The sequence below is a fragment of the Cerasicoccus arenae genome (assembly GCF_014651635.1).
Lineage (GTDB): Bacteria > Verrucomicrobiota > Verrucomicrobiia > Opitutales > Cerasicoccaceae > Cerasicoccus > Cerasicoccus arenae.
On record NZ_BMXG01000007.1, the window covers coordinates 89,147 to 106,677 of the forward strand.

Sequence of the window (17,531 nt, forward strand, 5' to 3'; positions counted from 1 at the left end):
CGATTGCTCGTCTACCACTGGGTCTTGCGGCAACCGATAGCGACCATTGCAATGCCGACTGTGGCCTGAACGCCGAGCACCGTCAAAGCAAGAGCGGGTGAGGCAATCCATTCCGGGTTTGAGTCACGATAGGCGTCGAAAATACGACTGTCGATCATCGAGCGCATATACCCTGCCCACCCCCAATAGCCGTTGATAAATGGCCGACAGACCCAGATTAGGTAGTCCGGTAGCGCGAGCACCACACCCGATAATGGGAGCTGGAAGCCAACCAAGTAAATTGAGAGCAGCGACGCTTTTTCCGCTGAGCGAAACAACGCGCTGAAGCCTAGGCAGACGAAAGTCATCGATACACAAACCGCCGAGAGCACGCCAATCTGCCAGAGCCACGGTCCAGGGAACTGACAAATCACCTTAACGAAAGTGGTCATCCACGCGCCTTGCAGCGCCGCAAGCACACCAACGAAAATCAGCTTGGAAATGGCATAAGCCCCAACGCTTAGCCCGGAGAGGCGTTCCTTTTCGTAAAGGGTGCGTTCGGCAGCGATTTCGCGGGCACCATTGTTAGAGCCCATCAGTGTCAGCAAGATCACTTGGAACATGATCAAGCCCGTGACGAGTGACGCAGTTTTCATGTTTTCAATGCGGTACTCCACACTATCCACCATTTGCTGCATGATGCCGCCACTACGCTCCAAGCTCATGGTTTCGATCTGTGGTAGGCCATCCAGTGCGAAAATGACAACGAGGCACGGGAAACCAAAAGTGATTGCGAGCGTCAGCCAAAGGTAACCACTATCGCGGAAAAAAAGCAGCAGACGGCGGTTTAGCAGCGTTATCAACTGAGATATCATGCCCGGGTGGGCCACGGTAGGCTCAGGCGCAGGTTGCGGGGGCGGTGTTTGCAGTGCAGCTTTACCCTCGGCCCAGCGTTCCTGCCAATACGCCAATTCCTGCTGGTTCAGTAAATCGTAGAGATGCAGGGCGTCAGGGATGCCAAAATACGCGCATAGCTCCTCGTTATTGCCCTGGAAGACAACGTCGCCATCGTAAACCACAGTAACGCGGTCGAAGAGCTCCAGCTTGGCGAGATTGTGAATGATACACAGGAAGGTCTTGCCGTCGCGCTCACTGAGGCTGCGCAGCAGAGCGAGAATCTGGTCTTCGGAGAGCGGGTCGAGGCCGGATGTCACCTCGTCACACACCAAGCAATGAGGATCAAGGGTCAACTCCAGCCCAAGTCCCAGTCGACGCAGTTGACCGCCAGAAAGTGATTCCACCCGTTTATTTCGGTGATCAGCCAACCCGATGGTCTGTAGGATGTTTTCCAAGCGCGCGCTACGCTGCTCGGATTCGGCCACATTGAGCTGAAGCGTGAAGCCAATAGACTCCTCGACGGTCAGCTTGGGCTGAGCGATGCTGAACTGTGGGGCAAAACCTACGCGGCCCACTAGATCTTCTGATCGAGTGATTCGAGCATCGCCATAAAAGGCATCTCCCTCGCTCGGCAATATCCCGAGGATGGCTTTCATCAGCGTGGTCTTACCGCAGCCTGAGGGGCCAATGACGGCGTTTAAGCCCCCATCAAGGAAGTCAGCCGAGGCCCCCCGCAAAATCAGCGGGCCTTGCCCACCGGCGCGGACTGTCATATTTTTACAACGAAGCATGAATCAAAAAAGCAATTGCGTGGTTTAACAGGATTGATTGACTTATCTTGTGGCAACGCGAAAAAACATCCTTATCCTTCTATTGACCGGCGTGCTTATGGCGCTTTCCCCGCTGGGCGCGGTTGTGGTCAAGGAAAACGCCCTGCGTAATAAACGACTTTTTGGCATCGAGATGCCAGAGAACCTCCAGTCCTTTTACGGACGACACGACCGGATTAACTCCGTGTCGTTGCAGGAATATCAGGCAGGACCTTACGCAGTAACTGAAGTTGTCATCGACATGGCCTCCAGCCCCTGCCAGTTGCGTATGTATCATACTGAGCTGGCATCCCTGCAAGACGTCCAGGCTGCCGCCCCTAATACCCCCAGAGGCACGGCCACAATCCCCCCAGGCGTACAGAAAGCCGCAAACAAGGCTCGTGATAAAGCCAACAGCGCTGATCCTCCAGTGATCAAGGACTACCCCATAACAACTCATGCGATGACGATTGAATTCCGGGTTTCGACAAAGAAGGAACTGGAAGATTTTTACCGGACATTTGTATCAACCTACACTCAGAACAACGCCACGGGCGCAACCGATGAAGCCGATGATGAAGCTTCCGCCCGAGGGCTGGCCGGCACGTTGTTCCAGATTGAGTAGCTGAAGTTGCCTGCTAAAAGCGAGTTTGGTGTGGCCAAGGCATCCAGATTGTGCCTCTTTGGCGATCCCCCCCCCTCAGTCGATCCTCATGCCCCCCCCCCGCTTAGGCAGTTTTACTCCCACAGTTCGTTATCGTTATTTTTCTGGAGCTGAATGCATTTGGAAGCGAGAGCTCGTTCATGCGTATAATTGCCATCTGATTTTCCGTAAGCGCTTCGATTGCGACAGCCCGATTTTTGCTGGCGAACTGCGCATTACCGCCAGTGACACATACCGACTCTTCATTAATGGGCAATTTGTTGGTGATGGCCCAACGCGCAGTGAACGCGGTCAGGCCTATGTAGACCATTACAACGCAGTTGATCTGCCCATCAGCCCTGGTGAAAACGTTATCGTTGTCATCGCCCTGAATAAATATCTTGCCGAGCACGGCCAGCCCCCGAAGGACGGCGCTATCGCACTGGCGCTAGATGCTCATTGCTCTAGCGGCTGTGCTTTGGAATTACGAACCGGAAAGGACTGGAAAGTCCGCATTGCCGACTGGTATCGGAAACCAGCACCTCGTCGTTTTTCCCCTATCGGCTTCAATGAGCACATTGACTTCCGCAAAGCAGGACAAGATGTCCTTAATCTTCGCTTTCCTGACACGCATTGGGAATCAGCTGACGTCGTCGACGACAAACATTTAGCTCAGTGTTATCCGCGACCAACCCCCCCCTTCATCTACAATCACATTTTTCCCAAAGCAGCGCTTCGCTGGGGCAAAACGGGTTCGTTGACAGGGATGATGGGTGTGGCCAGACATAAAGCTGAATTACCCGCGGCAAGCCAAGGGCGCTTTAAAACTTGGGTCTATGCGGAATCTAATATTAACGACGCCTACGTCTTTTTTGGCTGCGATAATCACGCCCGAGTAATTGTGAATGGTGAATCAGTTTGGGAACAGGGTGCTCCTGACAACCAATTTCGCCAGCATCTGAGCACTTACGAAGACGCTTGGTATCAGGGCATGTTTCATGGCCATGGCATCCGTTTCGAGCCCAACGCTGCAGATCGCGTGACCTCACGTTGTCAATTGAAAGCAGGCTGGAATGAACTGGTTGTGGATATCGACTTTTTCGACAAATGCTACGGCTTCGAGCTGACTTTTTGCGACACGAACAGTAACCAGCGACTGCCTCTGCTGAACAGAGCTCAACAGGCAATTGACGAGAACAATACCTGGCTTTGGCGCGTTGCGGACACCGATGATTGGCAACTGCTTAAAAATACGAGCGAAGAAATTAGGCCCTATCTTGAACCTTCGCATCTCACTGAATGGGATTACCGCGAAAAAACTGAGATACCGGAGGGGGTGGATACTGTATTTCGTAGGGCTGAGGACGGTGGTCTTGTCCTTTTACCCGGCCAATTCGTGGAATATGAATTGGAAGCTTACGCCGTCGGGTTTCTTAAAATGAACCTCAGTGGGCCTGAAGGCAGCATTGTAGAATTCGCTTTGTCAGAGCGAAATGACTTAACGAGCGACCGCATCTCACCGATTAACAATGGTCAATGGTTGGTTGAGCGCATCACTCTTAGCGGAAATGAAGACCAATACACTGGGCTTGAGCGGCGTGGCGGGCGTTACCTCAGCATCCATGTGAGAAAGGCCAGAGGGCCAGTCATCATCACAACGTTGATGATGCGTGCTATGCGTTACAACAATGAGCGCATGGGCGAATTCACATGCTCGGACCCAGTACTAAATTGGATGTGGAAAATCGGCTATCGAACCACGGAGCTTAGCACGTTTGACCTTAGTGAAAACTGCCCCACGCGCGAAATGGCGCAATCTAGTGGCGACACCTTTGTGCGCACGCACCAACTAGCCTGTATGTGGGGAGATCTACGCGTCTCCGAAAAGGCGATACGCGAGTTCGCGGCCGATCAGTTGGACAACCGATGGGGGCGCGCCATGGTCCCCTCAGGATATGGTGATAGCATCGTCGATTTCGCGTTGTTACTCCCAATCTGGATTTGGTCCCACTACCAGATAACTGGCGGCGAGGCGTTGATCCCCGATGTTTTCTCCGGTGTGCGCAATCTCTTTACCTATGCTTCCAAATTCGAAGATAAGCGCGGTTATCTGATCCCGATGGAGCGTTCACGCAACCAAGTTTACTTGGATATGAAACTCGCGGACGCTGTTCGCCAATTGCCCAACGTGGCCGGTCTACAGGCTTATTATGTCAAGTCGTTGGAGCATGGCGCGTTACTCGCGGATATGCTCGGCCAAAAACCAATGGCGCACCAGTGGCGTGCGAAAGCAAAGAACTTACGTACACGAATCAATGAGGATTTCTGGGCCGTCAATCAAGCACTATATATGAATGGTGAGGACGGCAACGGGCGAATTTGTCCGGAGACTGGAGCCGCCACCAATTACATTATGCTCTGGGCTGACATTCCTCCTGCCGACCGTGCAACAGCAATGCTCAAACAACTTTTCCCAGCCGCAGACGAAGAAAACCTCAATTTATGGCCCGATGGCGAAGGAGTCTACCTGAAGCACTTGATGGCGGACGCATTGTTGAAACGCGGATGCTGCTATGAAGCCCTCACCGCTTGGCGTGGCTTTTATGGTAGTATGATGAATCAGATGAAAACCATCCCCGAGGCATGGGACCGGAGTTGGGCAGATAAACTCCCCACTGAATATAGTAGCACACCTTCAGCCAATTTTTCCACAGTTAGTCCAGCCTCATCACGCAGCCTGGTTCATCCGGTTGGCATTGGGGCAATGTGGCACTTGATGACCCACATCTGCGGCATTAAACCTGCCAAGCCCGGTTATAGGGAAATACATTGGGAACCGATGCCTGGAGACCTCCAGACCATGAATGCGCGCTTTCCCCTCGTTAACCGCGAGGAATATGTCGAGATCAGCATAGAACCCAATGCGCAAGGTGGCCGTTGTATCACCCTCTCCTGCCCCACTGATATTGCCGTAGAATCCAGCAACCGCTGGTTGGCCAGTAACGATTACTTGGGAATTCAAAGGAATGCCTGATGCCACACCGGATTAAAAAGAATTGTCTGACTCGGGAATGACTTCATCGTTGCTCGCTTGAGTCGACAAACAGACAACGCGACAACGACATACCTATACGACCGCTTACGCGCTCCCTTTCAGGGCATTTGTGACGCGGGCTGGATTACCTTTGCCCTGCTCATCGTCATTCGTGGCTATGGGGCGGACCAAGGAACTGTGGCGGATCTCATCAAGGGACTCATTACCGCATCAAGCTTTATTGGCCTTTTATTGACCGCGGTATGTATCGCTCTCGTAGGCAAAACAGGTTGGCGTGCCACGAGCATTGTTTCGGTCTATCTCAGTATTGCAGGCGTCCTTCTGTTGGCCTCCGCATTAGTAAACAGCCTGATCGCCTTCACTTTGCTCTTCGTTGTAGCGAGCATCATTTTCAACCAACAAGCGCCGATGATGATCCGCGCTTATAGCAGTAATTACTCACCAACGGAACGAGGGCAAAAAGTCTCGACCGTTCTCGTGATTGTGGCTGGATGCGGCGCCGTGTATTCCTTTCTCGGTGGCCGTTTGCTGGACTGGAATTTCAACTTGTATCCCCTAATCCTGATCGTCATCGCTATATCCTGTTTCATAAGCGCATCCCTGATTCACCGGATTCCCTCTGAACCACTCACCCAAGCGGAAACGGGCAATCCGTTCAGGAGCTTTAGCCTGATCTGGAAGGATAAACTGTTTGGCTGGCTACTCATGAGCTGGGCGCTGATGGGCTTTGCCAACATCATGACAATTCCTATACGCGTAGAAATCTTGGCCAATCCCGACTACGGTATCAATGCCAGCAACGAGCAGATTGCGCTGGCTACTTTTATTATCCCAGCTGTCGCTCGAGTGCTTAGTGGTAAGGTCTGGGGCGCTCTCTTTGACCGGATGAATTTCATCCTCTGGCGAATATGCGTCAATTCCTGCTTCTTTATCGGACTACTGCTTTTTTTTAGCGGCATGAATCTGCCGGTCATCTACCTAGGAGCTACGTTTATAGGACTCGGTATGGGAGGGGGTATGATCGGCTGGAATCTCTGGGTTACCAAAATCGCACCGCTGGAAAAGGTGTCGGCCTATATGAGTATTCACACCATGCTGACAGGCCTACGCGGCGTCATAGCCCCATTCGTTGGTTATCTGGTGTTGACCTCTTTTTCTTCACAGGCAGTTGGCTGGCTCGCGGCTAGCCTCGTCATTGCCTCAAGCACGATGTTCGCACTGCTTTGGCGTAATGATCGCTTCCGCCGTGCAGCTTAGACATGCATTTTTCCATACAAAAAAGCTCTCCGCGCACGGAGAGCTTTGCATTGAAAAGCATTGGTCTGTTCGCCTAGGAATTAGGCGGTGTGTGGGAAGTGATGTGCAACACCATACGTGCGAGAATTCGGCGTTGGAGACGCTCACGCTGAGTCAATTGATCTTCAGGCTTGTTGAGTAATTCGCCAAGCGTAGTATCCATTGCAACCAGTGATTGCAGAAGATTCTCGTTGAAGTAGTTGAGCCCATTTCCACCCGTTGCATCCTTCATTCGTATATCGATCTGCAAGGCAAATTCAGCCATCATTTGACGTGTGAATTCCTCGGCAAATTCTTGGCTGTCATGTTGGTTTGCGAACTCCCTTAACTCGACTTCGTTCGACTTGATATATAATCGAACCATATCGTTGAACTCTTCGCTCAGATACGGAATCTGATCTTGGTAACTCATGTCGATCTTCTCCTTGCCCGTGGCGGCAAACTTGGGGACCAACTGCTTGAAACGGTTACTAACCTTATTTGCGGAAATCGACGCATTTTTGGCTAGGGTCATTTCTCCACTATGGATCATATCAGGCACTGCCTGCTCCACCTGCTGGCGCACCGCAATTGCGAGGAATTCTCCATCAGTGGCTTGCTTGACCATCGACAGGATGAAGGCCATATAACCGGCCACGAGAACTGCGGCAATGATGCCGAAGAGATAGGTGTGCCCTACTCCCTTGCGCGTACGGGCAATTTCTTCCCGCATGAAATCGATTAGCTTCTTTTCGTCGCTCATGATAATTTTTCGTGCTTAGGATTCAGACTCAATTTGGGCAGCGGTCTGGATTTCCAAACCTACCAGTTCCAACAACAAGCCAAGCGTATACTTGACGTCGCCCGGCGTCAGATCGTCCTCTTCTTCTGCGATCTGATTGAGCTTATTGATGATGTCCTGACTGACTTCCATGTTTACCGCAAATTTGCCTTCCATGTAGTGAGAGAGGTATTTCTGCAAAGCTTCATTATAATAGACACTTAGGTTAGCAAGTTTGTCTCGTGGTATAAACTTCATGAGCTCTGCGCTAGCAGTTTCTTCTTGCTCAACGACAAGCTGGGCCATCGCTTCTTCAATCTTTGGCCAAGCTCCCTGGGCATGTTGTTGCAAGCTGATGTATTCATCAGAAAGAATCGCGTAATACTCTTCTTCATTTTCTTTGAATACTTCGACAAATGCTTCTTCATAAACCGGAACGAGACGATCAAACGCTTCGCCAAGATCTTTCGCAATTACTGGGGCCAACTGGCCGGCTTCTTCGCTTAACGCGGTGGCAAATTCGCCTAATTCCTCTTCTTGGAATTTATTAATTTCTTGGAGTCCAAGAAAAATAAAAACCACAACAACAATCGCGATTAACGCCGTCATAATATTACGCGCGTTACGTCGGTCTCGTTGTGCAGCTTGCAGTTCTTCAATCAGTCGATCAACTAGATCGCCTTCATTGGTTCCATCACTCATAGTTGAATAGCAGTTAGGAGTTTAGTATAGCAGAAACTACCGATGTAGGCACTCCACTCTAGACTTTTTCTAGCACCAATCAACCCTTTATCTAAATCTCTAATAATAAGCCAGGAAACTCAGACTGAATCTCATTTGGTTAATCATTAGCAAATTGATTCATTGACGCGAAATTTAGTCGAGACTCTCCGTGATTTAGCGTAAAATGCGATCAACACTTAGAAGGATGTAGCGTTTAGCGTTGCCAAGGGGAGCCCTTCAGCACTTCCCTATTCGCGTGAAAAACAAGCGTACTATCAGGATTGGACTCCTCGGTTTCGGCACAGTCGGCCAAGGTGTTTGGAAGCATCTACAGGCTGATCAAACGGCTCTCGAATACCGCCTCGGTGCTAAGCTCGAGCTCGTCCGTGCTGCTGCCCGTGACCTTACCAAGTCTAGAGCCGTCCAGCCCCGCCCTGACCAACTAACGGACGACCCATTCTCCATCGTGGATGATCCCAACATCGACATCGTCTGCGAGCTTATTGGCGGAACAACTTTAGCCCGGGAACTAACACTGCGCGCATTGAAAAATGGCAAGACGGTCGTTACGGCTAACAAGGCCCTCATCTCAGAGTTCGGAGAGGAAATCTTCGCCGTCGCACGTGAGTCCAATACGCATTACTTTTTCGAAGCCAGCGTCGCGGGCGGTATACCGATTATCAAAACGCTACGCGAAGGCCTCGTTGCCAACCGTTTTCCGCAAATTTATGGTATTCTCAATGGTACCTCGAACTACATCCTCACGCGGATGGAACGCGAAGGCCTCAGCTTCGAAGACACCCTTAACGACGCCCGCGCCCTCGGCTACGTAGAGGCCGACGAAAGCCTTGATCTTGATGGGTGGGACGCTGCGCACAAGGCAGTCATTCTCGCCTACCTAGCCCATGGTAAATGGGTGAAGCTCGATGACATGGTAGTGGAGGGCATTCGTGACATCACCACCGGAGACATCGCCTACGCCAAGGAACTCGGTTATAAAATCAAGCTCCTCGCCGTCATCCGCCGAGACTTCACCCAAAATACGGTCTCCGTCCGCCTACATCCGGCACTCATCGCCAAACAGGAACTCATTGCGCAGGTCGACGAAGTCTTTAATGGCATCAGCCTCACAGGCGATGTTGTCGGCACGACAATCCTTGTTGGTCGTGGTGCCGGACAGGATGCCACCGCGAGCGCCGTCATCAGCGACATCGCCGACGCCGTCGCCGCCCTTCTCGGTGCCCCCCCCCCCATCATCTCTGAGGAAGACGTGGACATCTATCGTGCTTTAGCGGACGAAGTGCAACTCGCCGGCCCCGAGTCATTAGTGTGCCCTTACTACATACGGCTACGCGTCAAGGATGAGCCCGGCGTACTCGCCCGCGTCGCTCAAGTCTTTGCCGACCACGGCGTTTCTGTGGCCACAATGATCCAGCAGGAAGAAATCAACTCCGCCAGCGCCCGTATCATTTTCACCACACATGCCGTGAGTGAAGCCAGCCTTGATCAGTCCCTTGGGCTCGTCGCCGAGCTGCCATTCTGCCTTGAAACACCCTTTCGCCTGCGGGTTTTTAAGCCGTAGAACTTCAGTGTTTTCTCGCTCAATTTCACCGATGCTGCTCAAGAGACAAGGAGTGCCCTACTTCGACCATTCCAGCATGCGCTTGATGGGAGCATAAGCCTGCTGACGGACGCCTTCGTCCATGGTGATTTTAGGCGTCATGTCCCGCAGGCAATTGCGTAGCTTCTCCACGGTATTCATCTTCATGTAGCGGCAGTCGTTACAGGCACAATTGTCCGTCGGGCCAGCAACAAACGTCTTCTCGGGAATTTCCCGTTGGAGCCGATGAATCATACCAGTCTCGGTGACGACGATGATCGTGTCCGACGGGTGGCTACGACAGAAGCCGACCATTTTCTCAGTCGAGCAGACTTCGTCGGCCATATCGCGGACAGCTTCCACGCATTCCGGATGAGCGACCACTGGTGCACCCGGAAAAGCCATTTTCACTTTCTCGATTGCGCGAACTGAGAATAGGACATGTGCGTAACAACTCCCTGGCCACAACTGCATTGGGCGGTCTAGTTGCTTGCTAACCCAATTGCCTAGATTTTGGTCGGGCACGAATAAAATTTGCCGGTCTGCGGGGATGCGCTCTGCGATTTTAACCGCATTTCCACTGGTGCAAATAACGTCGCTGAGCGCCTTGACGCCTGCCGAGCAATTAATGTAGGCCACCGTATAAAGGCCGGGATTGGCATCCTGATAAGCCTTCAGTTTTTCGGGGGGGCAACTGTCCGATAGCGAGCAACCAGCATTAAGTTCAGGCAGCAAAACCGTCTTACTCGGGTTAACGATCTTCGCGGTTTCGGCCATGAAATGCACCCCGCAGAACACAATCACATCGGCATCTGTCGCTTCCGCCTTGTAGGCCAAGCCCAAGGAGTCACCAACGAAGTCTGCAACCTGCTGGATCGGATCGATCTGGTAATTGTGTGCAAGGATGACGGCATTGCGCTGTTTTTTCAATTCGAGGATCTCCTCCTGCAATGCGGTCAGCGGCGCTTCGCCACCTACGCGGGGCGCAAACACCATCGGTTCGTAATCAAGGACTGCCATGTTGCGGACAAACTGTTTGAATTGGCGCCGGTTTGTCAAACGCAGGCTTAAACTCGTTTCATTGGCACCCTGCTACTACTTGGAAATAATTGACGTCAAGGCTGACTGGTAGCAACACGCTGCACAGAATCCAAATAACGCGCCACGCGGTCTTCAGGGCGAATCGATTGAGCGCGACGAAGCGCTTCAACCGCTGCTGACCATTGTGACTGTTTCACGTAAAGTCTCGCTAGCTCCAACCAGGCATCAGCGGCTACATCGTCCAACTCAGTCGCACGTTCCAAAATCAGTTGTGCCTCGGCAAAGTGGTCTAACTCCAATTGTGCAGAACCAAGCAAAAGTAGCGTCTGACCGTTAAGCGGATCGCGCGTAGATGCCTCGGTCAACAAGCGGGCAGCGGACGCAACCTGCCCCGACATTAGCTTAAGACGGCCTTGCAAGCGAAGTAATTGGCTCATCGCCTCACCGGAAATCGCATCACCATATTGCTGATAAACAACCGCTAGCAAAGCCTCTGTCTCGTCAACGTTACTCCGTTGTGCGAGCATTTCCGCAGCTTCAAGTAATTGCTCGATCGTGGGCTTCTGCTGATGCCGCATCGATTCCAGAAAGGACTGTGTTGCCCGGTGCGGTAGCCCCAACGCCAAGTAGGCCCGCCCCAACTGCAAAAGAGCCTGAGCGTCAGCCTTGTTTTGTCGGCGAAGTAATTCAAGGTGGGCTGCAGCATTTTCCCAATCCAGCATGGCCACGCAGGCATTGACCGCTACGCGACGCGCCTCAACGTGCTCAGGGTGACGGCTCAAGTAACGTTCCGCCACAGACAGCGCCTCTGCTGCACGCGAAAGCTGGATGAGGCATTGCGCACGCCCAAGTTGCCAGTCCGCATTTTCCGGATTGAGAAAAACAGCCTGCGCGTAGCCTGTGAGAGCGGCGGAGTAATCGCTGTCCTGATAATGACAAAAAGCCAGCGCTCCAAGTGTTGTCGGGGCGTTATCCCCTCGCTCAATGGCTTCACGCAGCGCCGGAATTGCCTCAATGATACGACCTTCCTGAGTCAGCATTAGGCCGAGATTGCGAGAGGCACGGACAAAGCCCGGCTGCTTGGCCAAGGCCCGGCGATAAGCGTTTTCTGCTGAGTTGGTGTCACCTGCCTGTAGATAAAGATTGCCCAACGTGTAGTCGAAAGCGGCGCTAGAATCCTGTGTCGTTGCATCCTTCAGACGGCGAGCCGCCTCCACGATTTGGCCGTTCTCCATCAGTGGCACGATAGACTGGAGGGCCTGCTGCTCGGCTGAGGTCACACTGGGCTCTCTTGGTCCATCGAAGCCATAGCTACCCAAAAAACGCGCTTGGAACCCCGGGCTGGACCACGATAGCGAATCCAACGCAAACGCAAAGGGTGTAACGAGCAGGGTCAAAATAGTGAGAATGCGGTACATTGTCTAAAAAGAGATCGGGAAAATATAGGCCGTAGCGACAGGCTGGTTATTGCGCATTGGTGGCTCAAAACGGCACTTTTCGGCGAAACGACGTGCTGGCGTAATTAACCGCTCATGATCGGTGGAAAGTACCTCAAGCACACTCACATGGCCCTTGGGGCTGATGAGGATCTTTAATCGAACTTGCCCGCGTATTTCGTCGCGCAAAAGATCATAGGGCATGACGCGTGCGGGGTTGCTTATCAACTGAGGTACACGGTCAAGGTCAACGACGTCAAAAACCAACGCTTCCGCTGGACCGCTCATTTGCAAAGGAAATTGCTCAATGTCCAGCACGCCAGTAGTAACGCCTGATAATTGCAAAGTCTGGGTCGGCAACGCTTGCAACTCAATCGGTGCCCCTAATGGACGGGGGGCGGAAGCAGTGACTTCTGCGATCTCCTGAACGACCTCTTGCTCGGTCGTAAGGGGGGGGGGCGGTGGTGGTGGCAAAGTGACCGTGGAAATGGTTCGAGGGGGGGGGGCAACTGGATCTTTGGCCAGCCAATGGCTGAGTGGCACCACCAATACGAATAAAACCGCCGTAACGAGCGCCGAGCCAGTCAACGAAACCAAACGCGAACGCCAGGACGTGAAATCGACGGCATGGCTCATTGGTCAGCCTCCTGATTGGCGGCAATGCTAACTGAAGGCGCGCCAGCCAAGGTTGCTTCGTCAATCACTTTAATGAGTGTTTCTGTGGTCACTGTGCGATCCGCAATGATCACCACTGGGCGCGGGGCCGCACGGTTAAGCCGACGGACGACCATTCCCAGTTCGGAGAGCGAAATCGTGCGTTCACCGTAATGAATTTGTCCCTGGTCGGTGACAGAGAGTAAAATGTTCTGTGGTTCCAGCTCTTGGGCGCTTCGTGATGTGGGCCGCTCAATCGGCACACCGGTTTCTTCGACGAAGACGGTCGTTACGACGAAGAAAATCAGCAGGATAAACACCATGTCAATAAGCGGTGACAGGTTGATGTCCGTGATAACGGGTGGGCGAACCCGCTGTTGACGCCGAGCACGCAAGCTCATGCTGCCTCCTTTCGCATCGGGCGTAGGCCAATGCTCTCAACGTGGGTGATCGCGGCGGCCCATTCATCACGGCGACGGCGCAGCGCGTAGAGTGCCATGTAGGCGGGAATGGCGATGATTAAGCCCGTCTGCGTACTGATAAGTGCCTCATAGAGGCCGGACGCTGCACCTTCGGCTAGCGGGCCGTGCTCCGTTGAAAGCCCCCGAAATGTCGCCAGTAAGCCTGTCACCGTCCCCAGAAGTCCGGTCAATGGAGCGGCGCTGGTCAAGATCGCCAGAAACGTCATTCGCCGGTCCAAACGCAGAAGCAGGCGGCGGCGGAGAACATCAAAAACGCGGGCACTGTCAGCTGGATTTGACTGGGCGAGCGCGTCTGATAATTCAACTGGCAGGTCAGCGCTGGACAATTGGTCTTCGGTCAAGGCAAGTAATCGACCCAGAGGCCAACGGCTCGCTTCGCGCCACAGTTCGAACGCCGCATAATAGATGGCCAGAGCGAGAACCGCTAGCACTATCATCAGCCAGCCACCTCGCTCCCAAACAGGCCAAACCTGCGCATCAAACCATGAGACCAGCTCAGGCATCGGCGGAATCCTTGGTTGAAGCGGCAGGCAGGCCATCAATAAAGCGAGTCGCGACGTTCTCCAAATCCGAGGTCAAGCTCTGCGCCTTGCGAGACAGCAGCGCGTGGACGATCAATGCTGGAATAGCCACCATCAGGCCAAGCTCGGTCGTGACCAGTGCCTCAGAAATACCGCCCGAAAGTGGTCGCGCGTCGCCGCTACCGTAAACGCCGATGAGTCGGAAAGTAGCAATCATCCCCGTCACAGTGCCTAACAAACCGAGTAGTGGTGAGACCGCGGCGGTCACCGCAAGCACAGCCAGCCCACGCTCCCAGTGCATTTGCCAGCGAATCACGTGCTCCAGCATGAGATCTTCGAGCACTTCCCTCGGTTGGCCGACTCGCTCCAAAGCCTCGGCGAGGAGAGATTTTGCCGGATCACGGAGCCGTGCAATCTGCTCTTTGGCTGCATCAATACGGCCATTGCTGAGGTCCTTGAATAAACTGTCCAACGCAGCATCTGATGGCATACGCACGATGCCAATCTCGACTACCTTGTAAATAAACACCGCCAAAGCTAGCACTGCCAGCGTGAGTATGGGCCAAACCCAAACACCGCCCGAGCGCAAATGATCGGCGATGTCTTCGTGCTCTTGAGTCAAGCGAAGAGCTCGACCATTACTGGCGTCGAGAGGCAGGGTTGCGGGTTGGCCAGCCATGGCGTGCTCAAGTTGCTCATGCTCACCTTCGTTGGTGAAAGGCGTCAGATGTGGGGATAGCCCCTCTTCATCAATGACAAAGCCGGATTCATTCGTCCATTCATTGGAGAAGTAAGCCATCGGCCCCCAAAGTAAAAACTGCCCACTGAGTAGCTCACCACTTGGCCCGACCGCTTCGCCAGGAATGACACGCCCAGCCAACGATTCCCGCAGACGTTCCATCCCATAGTCAACGAGATCACGCGCCTGCTCAGCAGTCAGGTCGCCAGCAGCGGAGGCATCACCAAAGCGTTTCTGGTAATCCGCCATTTCGATTGAATGAAGATTCGATTCGAGATAAATCCGATAGTCCACAAGTGCGGCCTGAAAAGCGCCATACTTCTGCTCCAACTCAGCCAACTGACGGCGGCGTTGCTCATAGTCAGCCCCTTGCTGGCCAGCGGTCAGCTTCAGCAGTTCCCATTGGCGACGCTTTTCACGGACGCTGGCTTCCAGCTCATTAAAGGTCTGAAGCAGCACAGCCTTCTCCTCGGCAATCGCCGTGCGTTCAGCACGGAGACGATCTAAAGAAAGCTTGAGATCAGCCTTCGCGGAGGCTGCCAAATCATCCGCCCCGGCAAAAAGCGGTGCGAGCAGGAGAAATAAAAGGAAAAACCACGGCCTCATGCTAGGAATAGTGAGTATCTGAAAATTCAATGGATGAAATTGATAAAAAGAGCGTGCTAGTCGACCGTTACTGGTGCCTCGAGATAGACGGATGGGCGCCGCCGCTCGGCAATAGCGATCATGTCTTCAGCCAACGGAGTAAGCTCTGGTGCTGAACGGCGAATCCAGCCCGTCGGTAACGGGTCTAGATAACCGCCACGTTTCCCATCCGCTGTTAGCCAATAGCCACCTCCAAGACCAAAATAAATCTCCCGCACTTCCCAACTTTTGCCGTCGGGCAATGTGTCGAGGCCGTAATGCACCGTCACCTGACCATTAAACTGGTCAGCTTGCATCAACAGTGTAATCCAAGCTGGAACACGCGTTAACCAAGCTTCGTTCGATGTCGCTTTCTTTTGCAACGCTGGCAGCTGATCAAGTTCCTCGGTTAGAGCTGTCGGCCAAGCATTGACTACGGGCCAAGCCGTTGTTTCCCAATCAGGCAAGATCGCCGCGAGCTGACCAATTTCGCCTTGGATGTTTGCCTCGCGATCCGCTAGGGCTTGTGTTTTCGCGGAAGAGTCGGCAATTGCCTTCTCCACTGCAGCCATCTGCTCATCAATTTGAGCAGACTCACGCTCAAGCAGCGCGATCATGTCTTCCAAGACCATCCGGTCTTCCCGCCAATTGGCCGCTTCGGTCGAAATTAGCTTCTCCGTCCGCACCCATTCCAGTAAGGCCGCATGGGCGTCAGGCTGCTTATTCTGCGCAAGCGACAAGCTAGTTCCCGCTAGGAGAAAGCCACAGAACGCACAGAGACGTATAGAGAAAAGCATCCCTGAATCTAAAGCCAGTGAACACACTCGGCGCAACGACGAAATAACATTGCTAAGGGAGCAAGGAGCCGCAGCATGGCGAAACATGCGGACTTTGCTCATCGTTTTATCGGCGCTATGTGGCCCAGCGCTGCTGGCGGAAAAAATGCCCTCTGTCGAGATCGACAGCGTGGTTTCCTATTATAAGCCCGAACAGGCTTTTAAGCGTATTGGAGAATACTTGGGTGGAGAGGAGCAAACTGGCCGTAAGATCATTCTGCGTACTCAGACCAGCCCGCGCAAAGGACTTTATTTTGTGGTGCGTATCACTGAATTTGCCGACGAACTGCCCGCTGGATGTTTTTTTGAGGTCGACCTACTGCGACCCGATAAAAAGCGACCTGTGACCAAGCGATTTGATCTGCCAGCCAATCCAAAATCCCACCGTGAAATCTGGTTGGGATTCACAGGAGACGATCAACCCGCCAATGACGAGCCACCAGTTGCTTGGCGTGTGCGCATGCTCGGGCCCGACGGGCAAGAGCTGTCCAGCTACCAGAGCTTCTTGTGGAGCAAGCCAGCGGATGATGAATCCGCCAGCACCGAGCAATAAAGTGAGCGCATGGGGCCAATGGCGGTCAGTCAAACCAGTAGTCCGCTGTCCAGATGACGTACTGGCCGAACTTCTTGATGGCGGCCAAGCCTTTCGCTGGAATCGTGTAGACGGCGTTTGGCGAGGCGTTTGGGGTAATTACATCGCCGAACTAACAAGCCAGAACGACGTTGTCCAATGGCGAGCACCTGTGTTGATCGAAGATCGCGTCAGCCGAGACATCAGCACCTATCTCGGGCCGGATGACGTCTTTGCAGATGCGTGGGACGCCCTACCCCACCGTAGCGATCCAGTCCTCAAAGCGGCAATGGGCCAATGGCCTGGCCTCCGATTACTACGCCAGCCTTTTGCTGAGGCCGTGCTCTGCTTTTTGTGCAGTTCGATGAAGCAGATCACACACATAAAGCAGATCTGCGAAACGCTGGCACTACGCTTTGGCGCAGAAATCATCCCCGGCGTACGCGCTTTGCCAAGCTGGAGCACATTGCACCGGGTAAGCGAGGGCGAGTTGCGGGCGGCAGGCTTGGGCTATCGTGCGCGATTCATACATGGAACCAGCCATTTTCTAGCTGGGCAACCAGGATGGCTCGATGTTGTCGAGGACCTGCCCTACCCCGAAGCTAAGCATCGCCTGATGCAGCTACCAGGAGTGGGTGCCAAAATTGCAGATTGCGCACTACTCTTTGGCGCGGGTAAGCTGGAGGCTTTTCCCGTGGACACCTGGATAGCACGCGTGATGACCGAACGCTACCGGTTGGAAGGCTGGAGCTTAGAGCAGATTGCCCACTTCGGTCGTGCCCACTATGGTCAGTATGCAGGCTTGGCGCAGCAGTATCTATTTTCCAGCGCCCGCCGAGCCTAGTGTATGATCAGATTTGGCGAG

At 53.4% G+C, this 17,531-nt stretch carries 16 protein-coding genes; 6 read left to right on the forward strand and 10 right to left on the reverse strand.

Annotated features, from left to right (window positions below; genetic code table 11):
* Positions 1-11 precede the first annotated feature (11 nt).
* Positions 12-1,649, reverse strand: a complete 1,638-nt coding sequence (locus tag IE065_RS07220) for an ATP-binding cassette domain-containing protein (RefSeq protein ID WP_229792072.1) — start codon at positions 1,647-1,649, stop codon at positions 12-14.
* Between the two features lie 67 nt (positions 1,650-1,716).
* Here IE065_RS07220 and IE065_RS07225 point away from each other — a divergent pair, with 67 nt between their 5' ends.
* Genes IE065_RS07225 through IE065_RS07235 form a run of 3 tightly spaced genes read left to right on the forward strand, consistent with a single transcriptional unit; the run spans position 1,717 to position 6,640 of the window.
* Complete coding sequence (locus IE065_RS07225; protein WP_189513388.1) at positions 1,717-2,310, forward strand: hypothetical protein; 594 nt, start codon at positions 1,717-1,719, stop codon at positions 2,308-2,310.
* 58 nt (positions 2,311-2,368) lie between these two features.
* The gene (locus IE065_RS07230) at positions 2,369-5,362 is read left to right on the forward strand and encodes an alpha-L-rhamnosidase-related protein (RefSeq protein ID WP_189513390.1); all 2,994 of its coding nucleotides are present in this window, start codon (positions 2,369-2,371) and stop codon (positions 5,360-5,362) included.
* A gap of 57 nt (positions 5,363-5,419) precedes the next feature.
* Positions 5,420-6,640, forward strand: a complete 1,221-nt coding sequence (locus IE065_RS07235) for an MFS transporter (protein WP_189513392.1) — start codon at positions 5,420-5,422, stop codon at positions 6,638-6,640.
* Positions 6,641-6,713: 73 nt separating this feature from the next.
* Here IE065_RS07235 and IE065_RS07240 read toward each other — a convergent pair whose 3' ends face one another.
* Together IE065_RS07240 and IE065_RS07245 are read right to left on the reverse strand one after the other, a co-directional pair.
* Positions 6,714-7,421 (reverse strand): hypothetical protein, encoded by a 708-nt coding sequence (locus IE065_RS07240; RefSeq protein ID WP_189513394.1) that lies wholly within the window; start codon positions 7,419-7,421, stop codon positions 6,714-6,716.
* 15 nt (positions 7,422-7,436) lie between these two features.
* Entirely contained in the window at positions 7,437-8,141 is a 705-nt protein-coding gene (locus IE065_RS07245; protein WP_189513396.1) for a hypothetical protein, read from the reverse strand.
* Between the two features lie 277 nt (positions 8,142-8,418).
* Between IE065_RS07245 and IE065_RS07250 the strand changes: the two genes are divergently transcribed.
* The gene (locus tag IE065_RS07250; protein WP_189513398.1) at positions 8,419-9,744 is read left to right on the forward strand and encodes a homoserine dehydrogenase; all 1,326 of its coding nucleotides are present in this window, start codon (positions 8,419-8,421) and stop codon (positions 9,742-9,744) included.
* A gap of 57 nt (positions 9,745-9,801) precedes the next feature.
* On the opposite strand, the gene nadA is transcribed toward IE065_RS07250, so the two are convergent.
* The 7 genes from nadA to IE065_RS07285 all read right to left on the reverse strand — a co-directional run bounded on the left by nadA (position 9,802) and on the right by IE065_RS07285 (position 16,056).
* A complete protein-coding gene (nadA, locus tag IE065_RS07255) occupies positions 9,802-10,758 on the reverse strand; it encodes a quinolinate synthase NadA (protein ID WP_343218634.1) in 957 nt (318 codons plus the stop codon).
* 119 nt (positions 10,759-10,877) lie between these two features.
* Entirely contained in the window at positions 10,878-12,221 is a 1,344-nt protein-coding gene (locus tag IE065_RS07260; RefSeq protein ID WP_189513402.1) for a tetratricopeptide repeat protein, read from the reverse strand.
* A gap of 3 nt (positions 12,222-12,224) precedes the next feature.
* On the reverse strand, positions 12,225-12,875 hold the full coding sequence (locus IE065_RS07265) for a TonB family protein (RefSeq protein ID WP_189513404.1): 651 nt from the start codon (positions 12,873-12,875) through the stop codon (positions 12,225-12,227).
* Positions 12,872-13,294: an ExbD/TolR family protein gene (locus IE065_RS07270; RefSeq protein ID WP_189513406.1), complete on the reverse strand. Its 423-nt coding sequence runs from the start codon at positions 13,292-13,294 to the stop codon at positions 12,872-12,874. The genes IE065_RS07265 and IE065_RS07270 overlap by 4 nt, the downstream gene beginning before the upstream one ends.
* Complete coding sequence (locus IE065_RS07275; protein WP_189513408.1) at positions 13,291-13,878, reverse strand: MotA/TolQ/ExbB proton channel family protein; 588 nt, start codon at positions 13,876-13,878, stop codon at positions 13,291-13,293. The genes IE065_RS07270 and IE065_RS07275 overlap by 4 nt, the downstream gene beginning before the upstream one ends.
* Positions 13,871-15,241 carry a MotA/TolQ/ExbB proton channel family protein gene (locus tag IE065_RS07280; RefSeq protein ID WP_189513410.1) on the reverse strand — a complete coding sequence of 457 codons (1,371 nt, stop codon included), beginning with the start codon at positions 15,239-15,241 and terminating at the stop codon, positions 13,871-13,873. The genes IE065_RS07275 and IE065_RS07280 overlap by 8 nt, the downstream gene beginning before the upstream one ends.
* A gap of 56 nt (positions 15,242-15,297) precedes the next feature.
* Positions 15,298-16,056 carry a DUF3450 family protein gene (locus IE065_RS07285; protein WP_189513412.1) on the reverse strand — a complete coding sequence of 253 codons (759 nt, stop codon included), beginning with the start codon at positions 16,054-16,056 and terminating at the stop codon, positions 15,298-15,300.
* An 85-nt stretch (positions 16,057-16,141) separates the two neighbouring features.
* Between IE065_RS07285 and IE065_RS07290 the strand changes: the two genes are divergently transcribed.
* Together IE065_RS07290 and IE065_RS07295 are read left to right on the forward strand one after the other, a co-directional pair.
* On the forward strand, positions 16,142-16,648 hold the full coding sequence (locus tag IE065_RS07290) for a hypothetical protein (RefSeq protein ID WP_189513414.1): 507 nt from the start codon (positions 16,142-16,144) through the stop codon (positions 16,646-16,648).
* On the forward strand, positions 16,620-17,510 hold the full coding sequence (locus IE065_RS07295) for a DNA-3-methyladenine glycosylase family protein (RefSeq protein WP_200163126.1): 891 nt from the start codon (positions 16,620-16,622) through the stop codon (positions 17,508-17,510). The genes IE065_RS07290 and IE065_RS07295 overlap by 29 nt, the downstream gene beginning before the upstream one ends.
* Positions 17,511-17,531 lie beyond the last annotated feature (21 nt).

Bases quoted from the DNA above. Each gene is read 5' to 3' on its own strand.
- IE065_RS07220 (WP_229792072.1), bottom strand. From the start codon at position 1,649: ATGACAGTCCGCGCCGGTGGGCAAGGCCCGCTGATTTTGCGGGGGGCC.
- IE065_RS07240 (WP_189513394.1), bottom strand. From the start codon at position 7,421: ATGAGCGACGAAAAGAAGCTAATCGATTTCATGCGGGAAGAAATTGCC.
- IE065_RS07245 (WP_189513396.1), bottom strand. From the start codon at position 8,141: ATGAGTGATGGAACCAATGAAGGCGATCTAGTTGATCGACTGATTGAA.
- nadA (WP_343218634.1), bottom strand. From the start codon at position 10,758: ATGGTGTTTGCGCCCCGCGTAGGTGGCGAAGCGCCGCTGACCGCATTG.
- IE065_RS07260 (WP_189513402.1), bottom strand. From the start codon at position 12,221: ATGTACCGCATTCTCACTATTTTGACCCTGCTCGTTACACCCTTTGCG.
- IE065_RS07265 (WP_189513404.1), bottom strand. From the start codon at position 12,875: ATGAGCCATGCCGTCGATTTCACGTCCTGGCGTTCGCGTTTGGTTTCG.
- IE065_RS07270 (WP_189513406.1), bottom strand. From the start codon at position 13,294: ATGAGCTTGCGTGCTCGGCGTCAACAGCGGGTTCGCCCACCCGTTATC.
- IE065_RS07275 (WP_189513408.1), bottom strand. From the start codon at position 13,878: ATGCCTGAGCTGGTCTCATGGTTTGATGCGCAGGTTTGGCCTGTTTGG.
- IE065_RS07280 (WP_189513410.1), bottom strand. From the start codon at position 15,241: ATGAGGCCGTGGTTTTTCCTTTTATTTCTCCTGCTCGCACCGCTTTTT.
- IE065_RS07285 (WP_189513412.1), bottom strand. From the start codon at position 16,056: ATGCTTTTCTCTATACGTCTCTGTGCGTTCTGTGGCTTTCTCCTAGCG.
- IE065_RS07290 (WP_189513414.1), top strand. From the start codon at position 16,142: ATGCGGACTTTGCTCATCGTTTTATCGGCGCTATGTGGCCCAGCGCTG.
- IE065_RS07295 (WP_200163126.1), top strand. From the start codon at position 16,620: ATGATGAATCCGCCAGCACCGAGCAATAAAGTGAGCGCATGGGGCCAA.